Origin of the sequence: Psychrobacter cibarius, assembly GCF_016107535.1 — a bacterium.
GTDB lineage: Bacteria > Pseudomonadota > Gammaproteobacteria > Pseudomonadales > Moraxellaceae > Psychrobacter > Psychrobacter cibarius.
On sequence record NZ_JABASQ010000002.1, the window covers coordinates 135,336 to 155,705 of the forward strand.

Here is a 20,370-nt window from a genome sequence, read left to right on the forward strand (position 1 = left end):
ATTCATCACACATTTATAAACTTGCCAGCAAGGTCGCGATAGATCTTTGCTGTCTGCTCTTGGTTTATACGCTATGATTGAAAATTGGACAAAAGAATTTATTATTCAGCGCTTATTGGCTATTACTTTATTGGTGGTGCTGTTCGTACTGTGTTTTCAAGTGGTACAATTTTTTATTGTACCCGCATTATGGGCGGCGATTTTAGCGTATGTTACCTTTCCTATTTATAACTTTTTTTACGAAAAAGTAAAGCTGAGTCCTAATTTTAGCGCTGCTATTATGACGGTGAGTATCTCCTTAATGATAGGTGTGCCACTGGTTATCGGTGTTTTTATTCTACAGCAAGAAGCCTTGAGCCTAATCAGTAACTTGATTTATCGTATAAAAGTGGGCTATTTAGATGTGCCTGATTCTATCAAAGATATGCCTATCATCGGTCAGCAAGTGAAAGATGTGCTGTGGAGAATCAATAAAAACCCAGAAGGGACGTTAGAGGCGTTTCGTATTTGGGTACAGTCACATTTATATTATGGCAAAGTAGCATTTGATGTGGTGTTTAGCGGTCTTGCCAAGTTAGGTATGGCGCTGATGACGTTGTTTTTCTTTTATCGTGATGGTACCAGTTTGGTGCGTCAAATTCGCCAAGCACTGCGTAATATCATTGGTAATCGCATCGATGGCTATATTGATTCTGTGGGTACGACCACGCGTGCGGTGGTTTATGGCATTGGTTTGACGGCATTGGCACAAGCACTGCTCGCAGGTGTGGGTTACTACTTCGCTGGTGCACCAAGCCCTATCTTACTCACTATCGTAACCTTTATTATCGCCCTGATTCCGTTTGGCACGCCATTTGTCTGGGGCGGTGTATCCATTTGGTTGTTAAGCCAAGGTCATACTGTAGAAGGGATTGGCTTGGCACTATGGGGCACTTTGGTCATCAGCTGGGTTGACAATCTCATCCGTCCTATTGTGATTAGTGGCGCGACCAAAATCCCTTTTATTATTATTTTTATTGGTGTATTAGGTGGTCTAACGGCTTTTGGCTTTGTTGGTTTGTTTATCGGTCCTGTGGTGCTAGCCATCGGATTGGCGGTATGGCGAGAATGGATATCGCAGCATAAAAATGAGATATTTGCCCCGCAGGATTTGGTGTTGTCTGACAACCAAACGTTGCCACCAGTCAATGAATCAGAGTAGAGGCACGTAGAGGCACATAGTCATGTTAAATAAGGATACTGCAAACGTTATGCAAAATAGAGCGAACTCTATTGACAGCATTACTATCGTGGCCGATAGCAATATCTCAAGCTTGGATGCGTTTTTTAATGCTTCGATGCTTGGGCAGATGCCTGAGCAGACGGTCAATATAATCACCGTCGCTGGACGTGATATCAATGCGCAGTTGCTCGCAGACGTTCAGCCTGATGTGCTGTTGATACGCTCGGTGACACCAGTAGGCGAGGCATTGCTAGCCAATAATAACAGCGTAAAATTTGTCGGTTCGGCGACTATCGGTACCGATCATGTCGATCAAGATTATTTGGCGGCGCGAAATATCACTTTCGCCAATGCGGCTGGATGTAGTAAACATTCTGTCGCGCAGTACGTCTTGACGGCGATTTTGACGTTGCGTCCGCAATATTGGCAGCAATCCACGCAGCCATTAACATTGGGCATCATCGGACTTGGTAATATTGGTAGTACGCTCGCTCAGTATGCCAATGAATTAGGCTGGCAGGTCCTAGGCTATGATCCATTACTGCCTACCTCGAATACGAATAATGCCAGCCTTGAGCAAGTGCTTAGCCAAAGCGATGTAGTGAGCTTACATGTGCCTTTAACCGATAAAGATACTACAAACCCTAAGGGCAGTGATTATCCAACAAAGCATCTGATTGACGCAACTACGCTGGCAGTGATGCCTGCGTATACCTTGTTGATTAATAGTGCGCGCGGACCAGTCATTAATGCGCGTGATTTAGAAGCAGATATTGAGCGCACAGATCGCCAAGTAGTGCTTGATGTGTTTGAATTTGAGCCAGAGATTTCTGAGAGTTTATTGTCCAAACTGGCTATCGCCACCCCTCATATCGCAGGCTATACGGTCGAAGGTAAGCTGCGTGGTACGCAAATCATCTATGATGCGCTCTGTGAAAAATTGGCAGTCTTGCCTGTATTGTCGATGCATCAGTTGCTACCGCTCAATACTTATCTCTGGTCTGAGCTAAAAGCACATCCAAACAGATTACAGAAATTTTACGACATCATGCACGATGATGCTGCACTAAGAAGCAAGCTGGCTGACGGTCAAATAAAGGGCGCTGACTTTGATCAGTTGCGCCGAGATTATCACTTACGCCGCGAATGGCAGTGGTAAAAGTTAGGCAGCCTTCAACCCTAAAGTAGCATCTGAGAACTTATTCTTATCCTTTAATTGCAGTAAATAATAATGACCCAAATAAGTAACTCTTCTTCAAAACCCAGCTATGCGCCGACCATGACATTGTCAATGGCTCAGCAGCGTGCGCAATTGATGAGCACCATTCGTCAGTTTTTCGCCACGCATCAAGTGCTTGAAGTGCAAACACCGCTACTATCGCAGGCTGGCAATACCGATACTTTCTTACAATCAGTCGCCGCACAAGTGACTTACCAAGATAAACATTGTACTTATTATCTGCATACTTCACCTGAGTTTGCCATGAAGCGTTTACTTGCCAGCTGGCAAGTGCCTATATATCAAATTTGCTCCGTATTTCGAGATAACGAAATAGGCGTACGCCATAATATCGAATTTACCATGCTTGAGTGGTATCAGCCGAATTATAGTCTGGATGATATGGCGGCTGAATTAGGTGAATTATTAGCGGCGCTTTATGGACATTCAGTGGTAATGAGTCATTACCGCTATGTTGATGCGTTTATGGATTTTGTCGGCATACATCCGCTAACAGCTAGCCTTGATGCCCTGCAAGCAGTAGCAGAAGATAAGGGTTTGACAGGTTTTGATTTTAATAGCGACTTGGCTAACACAGAAGATGGCGAAGCAGATATTCGTCAAAGCTGGCTGGATTTGCTGTTTAGTCATGCGGTCGAGCCAAACTTGGGTCACGACTTACCGACCTTGATTATAGAATATCCACCTGCCACGGCGGCACTGGCAAAAACAGCGGTTGATAAAGAAGGCAATACAGTCGCTAAACGTTTCGAGCTGTATATCAATGGCATTGAGATTGCCAACGCTTATGATGAGCTAGCAGATGGACAAGCGTTAAGAGAACGGTTTGAGCAAGACAATCAACTGCGTAAGCGTCATAACCTGCCACAAATGCCAATCGATGAGCATTTATTAGCAGCATCTGATGCTTTAATTCCCTGTAGCGGTATCGCCGTTGGTATCGATAGATTACTCATGGTGATCACAGGCGCGAATAGTTTAGAAGATGTGATTTCTTTTCCAAGCGGTTTGGCCTAGTCGATTATTGATAGACTTAATATAGTTGCCACTTATTTGACTAGCCTATTAGGAAAAAGCGAGTAACCCATTAGGCTCACTCGCTTTTTTCGTTTTAATCGCTGTAAAGTTGCTTCTTATAATTTTGCAATCGCTTCATCAATCGCAGTCTCACCGTTATGCATACTAAACACTTTCTTGATGGTATTATTGGCATTTAAGACGGCTGCCAAAGTAGTCGCCACATCGGCAATTGAGTTTTCACTAGCATTATCATCGTTGACAGTGATTGTACCAGTTGCTTCGCGCTCTTTTAGTGCTCCTGCTTGAACGATGGTGTAGTCAAGGCTACTGTTATTAATCAACCACTGATCCGCATAGTGTTTGCAAATATAGTATTCTTTTAGGTCAGCAATACCAGCATTGTCCCATTTACTGGTGTCTAACGAAAAGACGGTGCTAAGCATAATATAGCGCTTAATGCCTTTTTCCTCTGCGGCTTGCATGGTTTTGACCGCCCCATGTAAATCCACTTCTAAGACGTCTTTACCGCCAGACCCTGCAACGAAATAGACAGCGTCAATGTCTTGATCAATTTGCTTTTGTATGGCCTCTTTTTCGGCAGTGATATCTAAATCGAGTTGGCTATAATTGTCATCGGTAAACAGTTTTTCTTCTTGGCGTGTCGTGCCAATAACTTGATGGTTATCCGCTAATAGCTGCTTGACCAAATCCGTTCCCACTCGACCACTTGCCCCAATTACTAAAATTTTCATTGTCATTCCTATTCTTATATACGTTATCGTTGTTGTAAAAACTGAATATAGCGTATCAAGAAAAAGCGGCATACTTCGTTATGAAGCGTGCCGATTGCATAGTGTTTGGTTATGGCGTGTATACAGTTTGCAAAGTGGATAAGATCAAAAAACAAAAGACAAAGCGTGTGAAAACTAGCGTACCAACTTGTTTAATCCATCAGCAAAGGCTTTTTTGTCACGATCGCCATAAGGTTTTTGACCACTCATTTCTTGTAGCTCGAGCACGCCAGTACCGCGCATGGTATCCATAAAATCACGCATATTGAGCTTTTGCTTGATATTATTTTTGTCATAGACCATGCCGCGAGAGGTCAAGACCATACCACCTTTGTCCAAAATGTCATTAGCCAAAGGAATGTCGCTGGTAATAGCCAGATCGCCTGGCTGTATTTGCTCAACGATATAATCATCGGCTTTATCAAACCCTGATGGCACCACTGTCATAACAAGCAGTGGTGACTTACGCAGTTTGATCGGCTGATTGGCGACGAATATTGCCATGGTTTGTGTGCGTTCAGCGGTTTTGATAATCAAATCTTTGGCAATCAATGGCACCGAATCGGCATCTACCCAAATCTGCATTATTTCTTAACCTTTTCTGTTTTTGCCTTAGCGTCGATAACTTTAGTTGTTTGGCTGTCATCGATATGGACTTCTATACTCTCTAAAATATTGTCATTGTTATTGTCAGTAGTGGTTAGACTATCTGCCGCTTTTGGCTGGCTATCAATCGCAGATGGTTTTTTCTCAAGTCCCATTTTATTGGGTAGCGTAGCGACGAGCTTGGCTAAAGCAGGCTCTAAGTCGGCAACATCATTGGGCATCAAGGTAATATGCGCAATTTTGCGGTCATCGCGTTCTGCTTTGTGGTAGCTATGATAGTGTACGCCATCGATATTTAGTACGTCGCTGATATCTGGATATTGTCCCAAGACATTGAGCATAATCGCTGGATGCACGTTGTCGGTATCACCTAATGGCAGATTGACGATGGCGCGAATGTGGTTTTCAAATTGGCTAGTGACAGCGCCTTCAATGCTCCAATGCCCAGAGTTATGTACGCGCGGCGCAATTTCATTAGCGAGTAGCGTGTCATGACCACGCGCATCTTTGGTCACAAAGAGCTCAAGTGCCATCACACCAACATAGTCTAAATGGTTCATTATCTTGGTGATGGCATCGGTTGCTTGTTTGAATAAATGACTGGTGCCAACGGCAGGCGCTTGGGTCTTGGCTAAAATACCATTATGATGATGGTTTTCGACCAAATCGTAGCAACGAACCTGACCATTTTGTGCGCGTGCGGCGATAATAGAAAGCTCGCGGCTAAAGTTAATAAAACCTTCTGCAATCAAAGGTGCTGGCGTTGGCGTTAGTGAGCCCTTACCCGTAACTGCATCTTTGAGATCTTGCCATGCTGCCTTGATATCACTGTCTTGTCTAATCACAAACTGACCTTTACCATCATAACCGCCGCGGCTGGTTTTTAGGACGATAGGCAGTCCTAATTCATGACAGGCTTGCTGCAAATCCGCTTCAGAATTGACAGCCATAAAGGGTACAGTGGCGATCTCAAGTGCATTGAACATCTGCTTTTCTTTCAAGCGGTCTTGAGCGATATCAAGCGCAATCAATGGCGGAAACATGCCTTGTTTGCTACCAGACTTCGACAAGGCAGTAAGCTGTTCTACAGTCGCCGTCGGTGTGTTTTCAAACTCTAAAGTGAAAACGTCTGCTGCGGCGATGAAGTCTTCCAATTGATCACTATGAAAGACGCGGCCGTATAGGCTAGCAGGGCAGTCAGCGCTGTCTTCTAAAAACACACATTGGTAGCCAAGTGGCATCGCTGCTTCGGCAAGCATCATACCAAGCTGACCACCGCCTAAAATACCGATGGTACGAATGGTTTGGGTAACAGGGTAAGCGTTCGCTGTAGTCATGGCAGGCTCTTTGAGTTAAAAATGAATAATATTTTGGGTGTATTAAAAGGCAAAAAGTCATCTATTAAAATAGGAAAAGGTGCATTACATGCACCTTGTATTAAGTAAAACCCATCTAAAAATAAATATCAAGTAAATAGCCGCTATATCTCAATAATGGGATTCAAGAACCGCTATCAAAGATAGGTAATTAGGTATTGATAATGCCGGGCGTTGGGCTGGCAAGGATGGTATCAGTTTGCGTTTGGCGCAGATTGTCCAGCTTAGCCGCAATGGTCTCATCATTCAATGCTAACACTTGAATCGCAAGCAGGGCAGCGTTGTAAGCGCCTGCTGAGCCAATCGCTAATGTGCCAACTGCGACGCCTTTAGGCATCTGTACGATAGACAAGAGGCTATCCCAACCGCTGAGCATAGAAGACTTTACAGGAACACCAAACACAGGTAACGGCGTTTGACTGGCACACATGCCAGGCAGATGAGCAGCACCGCCAGCGCCAGCGATAATAACTTGTAGACCGTTATCTTTTGCACTTTTTGCATAGTCAAACAATCTATCAGGGGTACGGTGTGCTGAAACCACTTCACAATCAAAAGCGATATCAAAGTCTGCGAGCAATTGCGCTGCCGCACTCATGGTTGCCCAATCAGATTGTGATCCCATAATAATGCCAACTTTCGGTTGACCAGCAGGGGAGGCGATAGGACTGTTTTGATCCATCGTGTTAACAGTAGCTGTTGTGGTGCTCATGCTTTGATATCCTCAAAAAGACCATCATACAAAAGTTTTGTTGCTCTCGTAAAGCCAAGTTTGATTTTTAATAAGAAAGCGGGGGCAATAGTACCAATTTTATGGATTGGGGTTTGCAGATTTATCATGGTGATATTGGACAAAGTTACTGGCTCTTAGTGGCAGTGGTTGCTCAGTATTGAGCTGATAACAAGTCAGATATCCGCTGTCTACCGCCGCTGAATAATCAGTACAGGCAACTTGTGAACTCAGTGGCTCAGGCGTGCCAGTTAACCAATAATGACCGACAAATACCGCTTTATTCGTTTTCAGAGCGAAATCAATATTTTCAGCCAACACCTCTTTTGGAATCTGAGCCAATGCTGATGCAGGCGCACGCGCCACCTCGTAAAGACGGCGCTTATTCAGTCCGTCAAGCCACCAGCATACTCGCACGCGCTTGCGCTCAGTGCCTTCTTTATCGACCATGACCATGCCGTCGGGTAATGCTGTTTCTACACCTTTTAATACCCGCTCTAGCGCGTCAAATGGCGCCGTGTTTTCTTTGGCAGTGGCGACTAGCCCGTGCGGCGTTAAACAGTTATCGTCAGTCAATAATGGCTGCAATACCGCCATACTATCGACATCCCAGCAGGCATGAACAAAACAAGCGTCGTTTGTTTCAATCCATAAAGGCAGCTCATATAACCGATTAAGCCAATATTGATGACGCTCTGAGCCAAAAGCTATTTCGGCTAAAAATGCGGCATGTTGGCGCGTATGTATGTCATTGTGCGAGCGCAGATATTGGCTGGAGTTATCAGGGTCAAGTGTGGCAAAGGCGAGGGCATTATATTCATGATTACCCATTATCGCATCTGCCACGTTAGCATCTAACATGGCAAAAACAATCTCTAAGGTAGCCAATTGCTGTGGTCCTCGGTCAATCAAGTCACCGATAAATAACGCCCGATGCCCTGCTGGCGGTACAAAGTACGTGCCGTTATGAACGTAACCTAGCTGCTCTAATAAGCCAATTAACTTGTCTGCGTAGCCGTGAATATCACCGATAACATCTATCATAATAATTATCAAATTCTTAAATAGTTTGTTGAGTATAAGTTTGTGCAAAACATAACGCGACGTTAATCATCGCTTAATTACTTAAACTGTCATCATAACCCAAGTGCTCATTTCAATTTTTACCACTGAGCTTCATTACTGAATTTTATTACTAAGCTTTATTACTAAACTTAGAGCCCAGGTGATAATAGCGCATTGATAAAATGCGGTAGGACTTGCGGTTCTAAAATAATCGTGGCAATAACCCCAAACGCGCCGCCCCACATATGCGCCATATGATTGATATTAGAGCCGCCCCGTTTGTCTGCATAGATACTATAAGCGATATAAGCGACGGCGAATAATATCGCAGGTATAGGAATAATCGCGAATAGGTAGATTTTCTCCCACGGTGCCAGCAAAATAAAAGCAAACAACACGGCTGATACACCGCCTGATGCGCCAAGGCTTAAATAGCTCGCATTGTTTTTATTCTTAAGATAGCTTGGAATCATCGCAATGATAATGGCCAATACGTAAAAGACCACAAAACCATAACCAAATAAGAACGGCTGATACAGTCCTTCAATAGCACGACCAAAAAAGTATAAAGTAAACATATTAAAGAGCAGGTGCATGCTATCGGCATGAATAAAGCCATGCGTGACAAAACGGTCCCACTGCCCATTATTTACCGCTGGCGGATAAAAAATAAGTCGATTAAATACTGTTTTGTTTTGCCATGCCACTAAGCTGACAATAACCGTGATAATAATAATAAGGGTCGTATGATTGAACAAAGGAAAATCCTTAGGCTGCGCCTGATATGTGACAAGGTGATGAATAACAATGTTCAAAGCCTACGCATTATGGCTGAGTGCAAACTAAATAGGACTGACAAGCAATTATTAAGCATGAGCTATTTATAATAAAGTAATACTAACAGTAGTTATGACAATGCAAAAACTTATTATGTGACAAAATAGTGCATTTATATGCTTTTATAGTGAATAATATAGCAGGCTGTCAGGCAAATTGAGTAATGCTTCGTATCTTGACGGTAATGGTGGGTTAAATGAGAGCGGTATCCAAGCATACAGACGCTAACGACAAGTAAAATAAACGTTTCATGCGTTGGTAAATTTAAAATAAAGGCCGAAAGAGGCAGTAATCTATGAGTATTATCGACCAATTAGAAAAGACCATAACGCCAGCTGTCATAGGTGAGCGTAACAGTCATGATAGTGTGGCTTACATCAGCTTACTGGAGCAGTTTTATGCCATCTTGGCATCACGTCTCGCCTTGCCGCAAGTGTATTCACAATTTATCCGCGCCGAGCAAGGGATGGTTGATAGAGTCACAGAAAGTCCACTGTTGGATCAACTGTGGCAAGATAAAAGTGTACAACAGATTATGATCCGAGAGCTGTCTGCTACCCATCATATTGATGAGTCTGCTACGTTACAGCTGCTAATCAATGCCGCGCCACTGGCTTATCGTGAGCTGACAGTATTGGCAAACGGCCAGTTTTTGCCAGCGTTTTTGCAGGGAGAGCAGGCAGCATTGCGTCAGTATTTACCGATGTGGTCAGCACCTATTATTACTGCTCCTCAAAACGTCAATAGCGCATCAGAAGCACACCCACACATCGTCGCAGATATTGATGGCGTACCAGTGCGTGACACCTCTTTGGATGGACGAAAAAATTCTCATATAGATACCAGTACGATCGCCGCAGCGACAGCCGCTTATAGGCAAAATGCTGATACAGCAGATAAAATAGATATTGGAAATACTGATGTAGAAAGTATGAGGATAGGTGATACCGATGGTCATTTTAGCGCTCATGCTGGCGCCATTCATGCCAATCCATCCGCGCATCATTTGGCAGAAAATAGCAGTATGAAGCAAGAAAAAGTGCGTACTCGCAATCAACGTAATGATTTAGTGGTACGGGTGGGGTTATTAATATTAGCCATTGCCGCGATAGGGCTTGCTGCTTGGGCAATATTGATCAGACCGAACAACGCGCCGCCTGTAGAAGCCGCTGCGACAGTGCCTGTTGTGGTAGCACCAACGCCTGCACCAGTAGCGCCAACGATGACTCCCATTGAGCTAATCGTTGGCGTAGATAACAGCGGTAGTCTGTATGCCTGTAGCGCTACCATTGGCGATGCAGCGCTGCAAAGCACCTTGCAACAAGCGCTCAATACCAGCTTTGGTGAGCAAGCGAGTATTTGTGAATTGACAGTACAGGCTGGAGTTGCCAGTAGTAGTGCCAATTTACCAGAGGAAGTACTGCCCAATGTCTTGACGATGATTAGGTCTACGCCATTTGCACGCCTACATTTGCAGAATGATCGTCTTATGTTAGAAGCGCCAGATAGTATGCTATTGCAACGACTGGTTACGGATATGCGTACTTTGATACCTGCCATGGTCATCGATAGTACTGCACCATTACCATTGCCTGAAAGTAACGATGCTGATGCAATGAATAATACGAATAACCAGTTTGAGAATGAGGGAGCTGCCAATAATCAGTATGCTAATGACTATAACAACAGTGGGTCTGGAGAGTTCCAAGCAGCAGATGATGATACAGGCGATCGTATCGTACCTAATCCTGTACCCAACAATTATAGTAACAATGCCAACAATATTTCCAGCAACATTCCTAACAATACACCGATGAATAACAGACCGTCAGGTTCTATTTCAGAATCGGAAGTAGATGATATGGCAAGCACACTCATCATCGCTGAACCTGCGCAGGTAAGGAATAAATGATTGGATAATAGAGGTGTTTAACGATTGTTTAATCATTTATCCATTGAAACAAGTTATCAAGTAAGGATGGTGGTATAAGTGACTTATACCGCCATTTTTTCTGTTGATACCCAGTCAGAATTATTTAAAAAACCATAAAGTATCTGAAAAAAGGATATATTTTCTCTATTTATACATAAGTTTTACTGATTCTTTTATGGCTTCTCACTGGGTTAATGATTGGTTATTTTCCATGTTTTTGGTTACGTGTGACACTTGAAATATTACCTAACGTATCATTTGTACAACAACCTGTTGATTGTTAACACTGACTTAATACTTTTATAATGATGAAAATTGAACAGGGTCAAGATGGTTTTAGCTGTCATGGTTCTTATTTCAAATCATTATTTTATCTGGCATTTTTTGAATACTTTAATTATATAAATCGATACTAATATAGGCATTAATAGGAGAATTGTATTATGGATATTATCAGTCATTTGACGCGTACAGTCAGCCCAGCCGTGCTGGAAGATGATCATAGTCCCGCTAAAAAGGGGCTGCTTGAACAGTTCTATGCTATTTTTGCGGCTCGCTTAGCGGATAACGATACTTATAATCGTTTTGCAAATGAGAATATCACTCGTGACGACCAAGGTTTTTATGACCGTGTATGGAGCGATGATTCGCAACGTGATCAAATCGCTCGTGAGCTGGCAGGCAAGCATAATGTTGATGCAACGTCTTCGCGTGGACTGATAGCGATGGCAGCGCCACTGGCTTTTCACGAAATCAAAAGCTTGGCAGGTACTACACCAGTGCCGCAGTTCTTAAATGATAATCTCGACAGTTACCAGCGTTATATCCCTGCTTGGGCAAGCGCCGTTCTGCCAGTCGGTATGTTGGCAGCGACGCCTGCTGCTGGCGCGCGTATCTCTGATACGGTGAGCACCGCTCCATTACAACGCGAAGAAGAGCAGCAAGGCAGCTTTATGAAAGCATTGCTCCCCATTATTGGCTTGATTATTTTAGGCGCATTGGCTTGGGCTTTACTTCGTGGTTGTCAAGAGAACCCTGAGCCTGTCGCTACACCGGTGGCTACTGCCCAACAAGCAGCGCAGGGAGAGGGTCAGTTGGCAGTGGCAGGTGATATTGAGCCTGCATCATTGCGCATTGCGACTGGTGAAAATAGTGAGCTGTATGCTTGCCGTATGAATGTGGGCGACGAGACCTTGCAGACCAATGTAATGAATGCGTTAACCAGTGCATTTGGTGAAGAAGCCAATAAATGCCGTGCTGATGTCGATGACAATTTTGCAGTAGATATGCCAGCAGCGGCTCAGCTAGCTACTATCTTGCCTATCGTCAAAAATGTACCAAATGCTAGCATGATCATTAAAGGCGATGTGATCACTGTCAATGCGCCTGATGCAGCGGCATTAGATAAGCTAGTGGCTGACTTGCAAGCGGCTGTTCCTGCGATGACCATACAAGCCGAAGGGCCGTTAGATTTGCAGGGTGAGATTGATAATAGTTTGGCAGCTGCGGATGTTGCTATGACCAATCTTGGTAAAAACCCAGATCCACGTGATGTGGCTCGTGCATTGAGTATTCAGGTGATCAACTTTGAAGTGGATGAAGCGGTCATTCCTGATGTCAATAAAGAGCTGCTTGACCGCGCTGCTAAGATTATCAACGAAGTACCGAATATGAAGCTGACGATTATCGGTCATACTGACAGTCAGGCATCGGATTCCTACAATGTAGAATTGTCTCGTGATCGCGCTGAGGCAGTGAAAGAGTATTTGGTATCTCAAGGTGTTGATGCTAGTAAATTGATGACGAAAGGCATGGGTGAATCAGAGCCTATCGCTGATAACTCAACTGAGCAGGGTCGCTTCCGTAATCGCCGTATTGAGTTTATAGTCAATGACGAGATGGCCAGTGCAAACGATGGTATGATTATTAGTAATAACGCGCTTGACCCAGACTTAAACCCTTTGGATAGCAATAACGATGACTTATTGCCTGATGGTGATGATGCCACTCAAGGTACGGCAGTCGATCCTGCCAATTAATGTACAACAGCTTGATTGAGTCATTACTAATTTAAAAAAACCGCATCTTATAAAAGGTGCGGTTTTTTATTTTGTTAAAGCTGTTATCTATAGGTGGCTTATGATATGTATATAATAATAAGCGATTATTTATAAGCGGTCGGATCTTTTGATTCAGTAGCGCTGTGAGTCGCTTGTGCCTCAGATTGAGGATTAAAAAAGGTTTGAGTCACGTTTTTCTTTGCCTGTTGCCAATAGTCGAATTGTTGACAAGTTGATTCCAGATCACCTTGCCATGTTGGTATCTGTCCGCACATTGTTTTAATACGGTTTTGATTGGGATAAGGCAGCTCTTGTGCGGTCTCTGCGGCTTCATGGGCGGCGACGCGATCATTACAAACCAGCGCAATATCACAACCCGCTTCAATCGCGGCTTTCACACGTGCGCTGACATCGCCCGCAGCTTGAGCACCTGCCATACATAGATCATCAGAGAATAAGACCCCATCAAACTTTAGCTGATCCCGTATGATGTCCTTGAGCCAAATTTTAGAAAAACCTGCTGGCTTATCATCGACTTGCGAAAAAATAACATGGGCAGGCATTAAGGCATCAAGCCACGGTAGGGTTTGGGCAAAAGGCTGCATATCGCTATGCATAATCTCATCCAAGCTACGCGTATCGATGGCCTCAGCCACATGGGAGTCAGGGGCAATCGCGCCATGACCGGGGAAATGCTTACCTGTGGTTGCCATGCCAGCGGCTTTCATACCGCGCATAAACTGAGTCGCCAGCGCAATGATCGCTTGCGGCTCTTGATGGAAGCTACGATCCCCAATGACTTGACTGATGCCATCTCTGTCAAGTACTGGGGCAAAACTGAGATCAATGCCCACGGCCAATACTTCTTTTGCCATTAGATAGCCACAATCGTAAGCACAGCTTAGCGCATGGCTAGGCTCTTGATTAAATAATTCCCCAAGCTTGCCCATGGCGGGTAGTGGGGTAAAGCCATTGCGCAGGCGTGCGACTCGTCCACCTTCTTGGTCGACGCCGATTAATATGTCCGGGTTGTGATAACGTATGTCGTCACACAACGCCCGTACTTGTGCGGCATCTGCAACGTTTCGGGCAAATAGAATCACCCCGCCCACCTGTGCCTGTTTGATTAAGCTGACATCTTCTGCTGTCAGTGCGGTACTATCGATATCAATCATTAAGACGCCGTACATTGCGTAATCCTTATGGTGTTATATATTGTTATATGATCGGTTCAGCTTCAAATAAATAAATGATGATAATTGGCAGTGTGCCACTATTATCAAAACTGCTTTATTATGACAGTTATTATTAGATGAGCATAATGTGGCAGATGAATAGACTCAAATCAATTCGCGAGTGGGCATTGAATCGTCAATAAATGACCCAAATAATGATGAACAATAAATGTCATAGAAAGTTTGGTATGTGCAGGCGTAGCGTGTAAGATTGCTTATACAGTTTGAGACAGTTGGATAGCTATGTGCATGATAATATTGAGTGATTTTTAACAATATATTAGCAAACAGCAATGGCATTTAGTGACCATAACTATTCAGAAAATAGCATTTTAGAAAGTATCGTTTTAGATTTTAGAAACTATCATTGAATACATATTCGATTGATAATGGTAGATAAATATTTCGTGACTTAAAGATAAAGCATTTATAGGCGGCGATTGATTCAGTCACTTTTGATTTTCATAAAACAAATAATATTATTAACGTAAAATAACTAGGTATATATGATGAAAAAACAACCAGCACAGTGGTTACTCAGTGCAGCGTCAGTGGGCATCGCCGGTATTATTCTCACCCAGAGCTACGGGACGGCAATGGCCGACACCAATACTGAAGGCTTTGTACAAACCCCTGAACAAAAAGTCACCACTCGCCAAGTAGCCGCATTGCTGGATCGTAGCCACTATTTGAATCAGCCGCTAGATAGCAAAACGGGCAGCGAAATCTTGTCTATGTATATCGATAGCCTTGACCCAAACCATACGTTGTTTTTGCAGTCTGATGTGGATGAGTTTAAGAAAAAATACGCCGATGAATTCGGTGCTCGCCTCAAGCGTGGCGACTTATCTGCAGGAGTAGAGGTCTTTGAACGCTATCGCAAACGCTCAAATGAGTATTTTGCGATGGCGAGCAAGATGCTAAAAACCGATATTGATTTGACGAGTGATGATACGATTGTACTTGACCGTGAAAAACTCAATCATTTTAAAACCAAAAAAGAGCAGCGTGATTATTGGACGCGTCAGCTTAAGTTTCAGCTGATGAGTATTACCTTGGGTCAAGAAGATGAAAAAGCCAAAGAAAAAGTATTTCTGAGCAATCCAGATATTACTCGTGGGCAAGACTTGGTGCGCAACGACCAACGTACACCAAGCGAGATTTTACAAAATCGTTTATCGCGACAGCAAGAGCAGTTTAAGCGTCTCACAAACGATGAAATCATGGAAACCATCTTAAATACGGCGATGTTGACTTACGATCCGCACAGTAATTATTACGCACCGATTCAGGCCAACGAATTACAAATCCAATCTAGCCTGCAATTAGAAGGCATTGGCGTCTCTATTCGCCCTGATCGTAAAAACCCAGATTATACCCGCATCGTGACCTTGGTTGATGGTGGTCCGGCAGCCAAATCTGGTCAGATTAAACCCAATGATTTGATTATCGGTATTGCCAAAGATGGCGAGAACATGACAGACGTGGTTGGCTGGTCAACGCGTGAGATTGTAAGCTTGATTCGCGGTAAACGTGGCACGTCAGTGACCATTAAAGTGCGTCAGCCAAATACGCCTGATGCCAGTGCCCGTAACGTGACGGTGGTTCGTGACATTATTCAACAAGAAGAGTCAGGGGTTACCCAGCGCGTGGTAGAAGTACAGCGCCCTAATATTGATAAAACGCCAAAACGCATCGGCGTCCTTGAGATACCGAGCTTTTATCTGAATTATCAGGCACGCCGTAACGGTGAGGATTATCGCAGCGTCAGCATCGATACCGAAAAAGCATTGAAAGCGTTGAATAAAGAAAATATTGATGGCCTCGTGGTTGACTTGCGCAATAATCCAGGTGGTTCATTGGATGAAGTAGCAAAAATGCTTGGCTTCTTTATCAAGAGCGGACCGATGGTGCAAATCCGTGACAATCGCGGCAACATTCAGGTCTACCGTGACGATGATGGCGGTGAGCAACTTTATGATGGCAAAGTGGTCGTTATTACCAACCTAGCGTCTGCCTCAGCCAGTGAGATATTTGCCGCGGCTATCCAAGATTACGGTCGTGGGCTAGTGGTTGGCAGTACGACAACGGGTAAAGGTTCAGCGCAGATTCAACTCGATAATTTGGCATTGGGTTCAGCCACTTTAACGCAGCGCAAATTCTATCGCATCACTGGTGGTAGTACGCAGAATAAAGGTGTGGTACCTGATGTAGAGTTGGTCAATATCTACGATGATGCCACTTTTGGTGAACGTGCGCAGAAAAAAGCGTTACCTTGGGATACCATCAAAACGGCGCCTTACAAGCCTGAAGGTAAGTTCACTGATACGACGCTGGCGACACTTAACCAGCAGTCTAAAATTCGTCAAGAGCAAAACCCACAGTTTGTTTATCTCTCAGCGCTAAACAACATTCGCGATATGGAAGACGAGAAAAAACCAATTCCACTTGATATTAATAGCCGCCGAGCTAAGATGCAGTTGATTGAAAAGCGTTCACTAGAGGCTGAAAATAAACGTCTTATTGCAACGGGTGAGCGCCCTTATGCCAATTGGAACACCTATCAAGCAGCAATGGATGCAAAATTTGAAGAGCGCAGCCGCATGAAAGCCAAGGAGCGCCCAGAGTTACCTGAAGACGAAGCGTTCATCAATGAAGCGGCCTATATTATGCTAAGCGCTGAACCCAAAGCATTGTTAAGCCCTGAAGAGAAGCTATAAACGGTCAGTATTGTCAGCTAAAAAGGCTGTGATTAAAATCCATGTAAGCATATGCTTACATGGATTGACGTTTATACCTCTTACTAACCATGAGGCAATCTGCGATTATAACTGTACGGCACGATTGAACGAAGCGGTTCATTGATACTAGGGATTGGTATCTCAAAGGTCGCATCAGGGATAGGTGGTTTGCTGATTAAGGATGATAAGGCTGGATGCCTGTCAGTTATAGGATACTCCGGGATTAGGTATCATATAACGATAACATGGATGGTTAGTGATAAAAGCCGCATAACGCTTGTCGTTATGCGGCTTTGTTACGTCTGCTATATATTAATTGAGAAACACGACTAACTAGCTAATAGATGCTAATAGGTAACTCAGTAGCATTGAATAGTTTGTAAGCCTGTCAGGTTGCTTAATGGAAGCCTAAGAGGCTCATATTTTAAAAAGGTGATTGTGATAAATAATAGCCGTAAAAAAAGGCCAGTAACCTTATCAGCCACTGACCCTTTTTGACCAAATGGCAGTCTTAATAAAGACTACCATTTAACATTTTACTATACTCTAGAAGAGATTAGTGCTCAACGCCACCAGCGCCATGGACATGACCATGGTTTAGTTCGTCTTCAGTTGCTGCACGTACTTCTTGGATTTCAACATCAAACGTCAAACGCTTGCCAGCCAATGGATGGTTTGCATCAACGGTAACTTCTTTGTCATTTACTTCAGTAACGGTAACTAGCATTACTTGGCCGCCAGCTTCTGACTGAAACTGCATACCCGGCTGGATATCTTCAACGCCTTGGAAGTTATCACGTGGTACATGTTGTACCGCTTGCTCTTGATATTCGCCGTAGCCATCAGCAGGTTCAACAACAGCATTGACTTGTTCGCCAGCAGATTTACCTTCTAGCTGTTGCTCAAGGCCTGGAATGATGTTGCTGTGGCCATGCAAGTACGCAAGTGGTTGACCTTCTGGTGATTGGTCAAGAATGTTGCCTTCGTCGTCTTTTAGTGTGTAATTGAATTTGACGGCAGTGTCTTTTGCAATAATAGTCATAAGTTATCCTAAATATATCTATGTAAAAAATTAAATACGGTTGCAATAAACCTAAAAAATCCAATCAGCAAGCCAAATAGCCACGTCATTAGTCAATTATCATCAGTTTATTAAAGTAACTTTAGCAGTTAGCATCTTTAATTGAGATGGCTCATATAACTTTCAAGGTAAAAACAATAAAAAATGCTATTTTATACTGATAAATGGCATTTTTTATGAAAATAAACACAGTTTTTTGTGGTTTGAAGACCGTAAATGGATATTCGGGGTTTGCCAGTTGCGTTTTTGGACAATGGCTTTTACCATAATGATATAAATAAGGATAAAAAGACAATGACTTCATTTGCCAATAATTCACGCAATCAGCTATCGGATGCCAATACAATCAGCGATCACCATAAAGCTAAAGCTGATATCAATTATCGACTCAATTTCGAGCGGTTTTCTGAGCACTTGGTTGATGTGTCGCTCAATTTTACGGCAGTAAATGATGCGCCTCAACTTTGGCTGCCAGCGTGGATACCAGGCAGTTATCTGATGCGTGAGTTTGCGCGCAACATTACCGCGGTGCATTATCAGGTGTTAGACAGTCAGGTGCTAGATAGTAAAGCATTAGACAGCCAAATCATGGATGATGATAATCATCCTAAGGTTTATCGCGCGCACAAAATAGATAAAAACACGTGGCAATTACCAAAAGCTAAGGCAGGGCAAGCCATCAGTGTCCACTATGAAGTGTACTGCTATGATTTATCGGTACGTACTGCCTATGTCGATCAGCACCGTTTGTATGGGAATTTCACCTCAATTGCATTGGCTGTAGAGGGGCAGGAGCATCGAGCGGTACAAGCTAGCTTAGTAGTGCCAGCAGCATTTTTAGCAGGTAAAGATGAGAGTCGGCTACTATTGGCATGTGGGTTAGAGTCTACGCATCTACGTCTTGATGGGCAGCATAGCTATGGACTACAAGCAGATAGTTATCACGACCTTATTGATTACCCGTTTGAGATTGCAGAACAGGATAAGTTTGACTTTATTATTCAAGACAGTACGCATCAGACGCTACATCATCGTTTTTATCTCTCAGGTAAGCATAGCGCCAATATGGGTAGGCTACAGCAGGATGTCACTCAGATCTGTCAGTGCTATTTAGATTGGTTGGGTGATGCGCCATTTAATGATTATACGTTTATGACCTTTGCCAGTGGTCAGGATTATGGTGGACTTGAGCATATCAATTCGACCAGTCTCATTACGCCGCGCCGAGACTTACCAACTCTTGATGAGCCAAAAATACCAAGCACCGATTATCAGCGATTTTTGGGCTTATGCAGCCATGAGTATTTTCATTCGTGGTGGGTCAAAACGGTACGCCCAGATGTTATGTTGGATGTCGATTTGCGCCGCGAGGCATTTACACCACTGCTATGGGTATTTGAGGGATTTACTTCGTATATCGATGACTTTATGTTGCAAGCGTCGGGCGTGATTGATAAGCCAAGCTATCTCAAGCTACTGGCTGAGCAAATTAATCGTTACTATCAAACCGCGGGTCGCGCGTATCAAAGCGTTGCAGAGTCGAGCTTTGATGCGTGGATTAAGCTATACCGTAACGATGAAAATACAGGCAATGCTGGTATCAGTTATTACAACAAAGGCGCACTGGTGGCGTTATGCTTGGATTTGACACTGCTCCAAAAGAGCAATGGTCGCTATCGTCTGTTTGATGTGGTCAAGGCTTTTTATACTCAAGCAAAGCAAAACGACAATAAACGTATTGGCATCAGTAGTGCTGATATGGGTACAGTCATTGGGCAGTTCATGCCCATAGAGGATTGGGAAGACTTTGAGTATCGTTATGTCAATGGTGTTGAAGAGTTGCCAATTGAAGCGCTGCTGGCGGCAAACGGCATTAGCATGCATAGCAATAGCAAAGAGACGGCTGACAAGCATGTGCCTTGGGGCATGCGCTGTACTGAAACACCTGCTGGACTCAAGGTTAATCGCGTGACACGTGCTAGTGTCGCTGCTAGTGCAGGTATTTCAGCGAACGATGTTATTGTGGCGCTTGATGGTATCAAAGCTGACAGTAAACAATTGGCGTTGCTAAGTAATGTAGAGCGCGATATTGAGTGTCATCTTTTTCGCCGTGATGAGTTGATACGTGTTAATGTGCTGCCTAAGGCGGCTGATGAAGCCATTGACAAAGCATCTCCGCATAAAGTGAGCTTGCACTTAACAAAAGCAAATCAATCGTCAGGAGTCAGTGATAATTCTTCTCCAGTCGATGCAGGCTGGCAAGCATGGCTTAACGCTATAGAGCGTTATCAAAGTTAAATACATTGCTAAATATATTAATGTGAATGTATTTGTTCTCACTATGCTGTTCAATAATTTATTAAAAATGAAAGCCCCTGCCAAATAATATTATTTGGCAGGGGCTTTGTGTAATGACTGGCAGTCTTTTAAGGT

Annotated in this window: 15 protein-coding genes; 7 read left to right on the top strand and 8 right to left on the bottom strand. The window is 43.6% G+C overall.

Annotated elements, in window-relative coordinates:
* Positions 1 to 73: 73 nt before the first annotated feature.
* From JFC08_RS02560 to epmA, 3 genes are all read left to right on the top strand, one after another.
* Entirely contained in the window at positions 74 to 1,201 is a 1,128-nt protein-coding gene (locus JFC08_RS02560; RefSeq protein ID WP_045455346.1) for an AI-2E family transporter, read from the top strand.
* Between the two features lie 70 nt (positions 1,202 to 1,271).
* Complete coding sequence (locus JFC08_RS02565) at positions 1,272 to 2,381, top strand: 4-phosphoerythronate dehydrogenase (protein ID WP_198329696.1); 1,110 nt, start codon at positions 1,272 to 1,274, stop codon at positions 2,379 to 2,381.
* A 72-nt stretch (positions 2,382 to 2,453) separates the two neighbouring features.
* Positions 2,454 to 3,479 carry an EF-P lysine aminoacylase EpmA gene (gene epmA, locus JFC08_RS02570; protein WP_198329599.1) on the top strand — a complete coding sequence of 342 codons (1,026 nt, stop codon included), beginning with the start codon at positions 2,454 to 2,456 and terminating at the stop codon, positions 3,477 to 3,479.
* A gap of 116 nt (positions 3,480 to 3,595) precedes the next feature.
* Here epmA and JFC08_RS02575 read toward each other — a convergent pair whose 3' ends face one another.
* The 6 genes from JFC08_RS02575 to JFC08_RS02600 all read right to left on the bottom strand — a co-directional run bounded on the left by JFC08_RS02575 (position 3,596) and on the right by JFC08_RS02600 (position 8,808).
* On the bottom strand, positions 3,596 to 4,234 hold the full coding sequence (locus JFC08_RS02575) for an NAD(P)H-binding protein (RefSeq protein ID WP_198329600.1): 639 nt from the start codon (positions 4,232 to 4,234) through the stop codon (positions 3,596 to 3,598).
* 174 nt (positions 4,235 to 4,408) lie between these two features.
* A complete protein-coding gene (locus tag JFC08_RS02580) occupies positions 4,409 to 4,858 on the bottom strand; it encodes a YaiI/YqxD family protein (RefSeq protein ID WP_087813938.1) in 450 nt (149 codons plus the stop codon).
* Positions 4,858 to 6,216, bottom strand: a complete 1,359-nt coding sequence (locus JFC08_RS02585; protein WP_198329601.1) for a 5-(carboxyamino)imidazole ribonucleotide synthase — start codon at positions 6,214 to 6,216, stop codon at positions 4,858 to 4,860. Before JFC08_RS02585 ends, JFC08_RS02580 begins: the two co-directional genes overlap by 1 nt.
* A gap of 190 nt (positions 6,217 to 6,406) precedes the next feature.
* Positions 6,407 to 6,967 (bottom strand): 5-(carboxyamino)imidazole ribonucleotide mutase, encoded by a 561-nt coding sequence (purE, locus tag JFC08_RS02590; protein ID WP_198329602.1) that lies wholly within the window; start codon positions 6,965 to 6,967, stop codon positions 6,407 to 6,409.
* 99 nt (positions 6,968 to 7,066) lie between these two features.
* Complete coding sequence (locus JFC08_RS02595; RefSeq protein ID WP_198329697.1) at positions 7,067 to 8,032, bottom strand: metallophosphoesterase; 966 nt, start codon at positions 8,030 to 8,032, stop codon at positions 7,067 to 7,069.
* A 167-nt stretch (positions 8,033 to 8,199) separates the two neighbouring features.
* Positions 8,200 to 8,808 (bottom strand): rhomboid family intramembrane serine protease, encoded by a 609-nt coding sequence (locus JFC08_RS02600; protein WP_198329603.1) that lies wholly within the window; start codon positions 8,806 to 8,808, stop codon positions 8,200 to 8,202.
* Between the two features lie 374 nt (positions 8,809 to 9,182).
* Between JFC08_RS02600 and JFC08_RS02605 the strand changes: the two genes are divergently transcribed.
* Both JFC08_RS02605 and JFC08_RS02610 read left to right on the top strand, forming a co-directional pair.
* The gene (locus JFC08_RS02605; RefSeq protein ID WP_198329604.1) at positions 9,183 to 10,799 is read left to right on the top strand and encodes a hypothetical protein; all 1,617 of its coding nucleotides are present in this window, start codon (positions 9,183 to 9,185) and stop codon (positions 10,797 to 10,799) included.
* 464 nt (positions 10,800 to 11,263) lie between these two features.
* Positions 11,264 to 12,859: an OmpA family protein gene (locus JFC08_RS02610; protein ID WP_198329605.1), complete on the top strand. Its 1,596-nt coding sequence runs from the start codon at positions 11,264 to 11,266 to the stop codon at positions 12,857 to 12,859.
* Positions 12,860 to 12,984: 125 nt separating this feature from the next.
* On the opposite strand, the gene nagZ is transcribed toward JFC08_RS02610, so the two are convergent.
* A complete protein-coding gene (gene nagZ, locus JFC08_RS02615) occupies positions 12,985 to 14,070 on the bottom strand; it encodes a beta-N-acetylhexosaminidase (protein WP_198329606.1) in 1,086 nt (361 codons plus the stop codon).
* Between the two features lie 554 nt (positions 14,071 to 14,624).
* On the opposite strand from nagZ, the gene JFC08_RS02620 reads away from it, so the two are divergent.
* Entirely contained in the window at positions 14,625 to 16,835 is a 2,211-nt protein-coding gene (locus tag JFC08_RS02620) for a carboxy terminal-processing peptidase (RefSeq protein ID WP_045443512.1), read from the top strand.
* A 577-nt stretch (positions 16,836 to 17,412) separates the two neighbouring features.
* Here JFC08_RS02620 and JFC08_RS02625 read toward each other — a convergent pair.
* Entirely contained in the window at positions 17,413 to 17,898 is a 486-nt protein-coding gene (locus tag JFC08_RS02625; protein ID WP_045443514.1) for an FKBP-type peptidyl-prolyl cis-trans isomerase, read from the bottom strand.
* Positions 17,899 to 18,231: 333 nt separating this feature from the next.
* Between JFC08_RS02625 and JFC08_RS02630 the strand changes: the two genes are divergently transcribed.
* Positions 18,232 to 20,235, top strand: coding sequence for a M61 family metallopeptidase (locus tag JFC08_RS02630; protein ID WP_198329607.1), 2,004 nt, complete (start codon positions 18,232 to 18,234; stop codon positions 20,233 to 20,235).
* Positions 20,236 to 20,370 lie beyond the last annotated feature (135 nt).

Bases quoted from the DNA above. Each gene is read 5' to 3' on its own strand.
- purE (WP_198329602.1), bottom strand. From the start codon at position 6,967: ATGAGCACCACAACAGCTACTGTTAACACGATGGATCAAAACAGTCCT.
- epmA (WP_198329599.1), top strand. From the start codon at position 2,454: ATGACCCAAATAAGTAACTCTTCTTCAAAACCCAGCTATGCGCCGACC.
- JFC08_RS02620 (WP_045443512.1), top strand. From the start codon at position 14,625: ATGAAAAAACAACCAGCACAGTGGTTACTCAGTGCAGCGTCAGTGGGC.
- nagZ (WP_198329606.1), bottom strand. From the start codon at position 14,070: ATGTACGGCGTCTTAATGATTGATATCGATAGTACCGCACTGACAGCA.
- JFC08_RS02610 (WP_198329605.1), top strand. From the start codon at position 11,264: ATGGATATTATCAGTCATTTGACGCGTACAGTCAGCCCAGCCGTGCTG.
- JFC08_RS02605 (WP_198329604.1), top strand. From the start codon at position 9,183: ATGAGTATTATCGACCAATTAGAAAAGACCATAACGCCAGCTGTCATA.
- JFC08_RS02560 (WP_045455346.1), top strand. From the start codon at position 74: ATGATTGAAAATTGGACAAAAGAATTTATTATTCAGCGCTTATTGGCT.
- JFC08_RS02625 (WP_045443514.1), bottom strand. From the start codon at position 17,898: ATGACTATTATTGCAAAAGACACTGCCGTCAAATTCAATTACACACTA.
- JFC08_RS02580 (WP_087813938.1), bottom strand. From the start codon at position 4,858: ATGCAGATTTGGGTAGATGCCGATTCGGTGCCATTGATTGCCAAAGAT.
- JFC08_RS02630 (WP_198329607.1), top strand. From the start codon at position 18,232: ATGACTTCATTTGCCAATAATTCACGCAATCAGCTATCGGATGCCAAT.
- JFC08_RS02575 (WP_198329600.1), bottom strand. From the start codon at position 4,234: ATGAAAATTTTAGTAATTGGGGCAAGTGGTCGAGTGGGAACGGATTTG.
- JFC08_RS02585 (WP_198329601.1), bottom strand. From the start codon at position 6,216: ATGACTACAGCGAACGCTTACCCTGTTACCCAAACCATTCGTACCATC.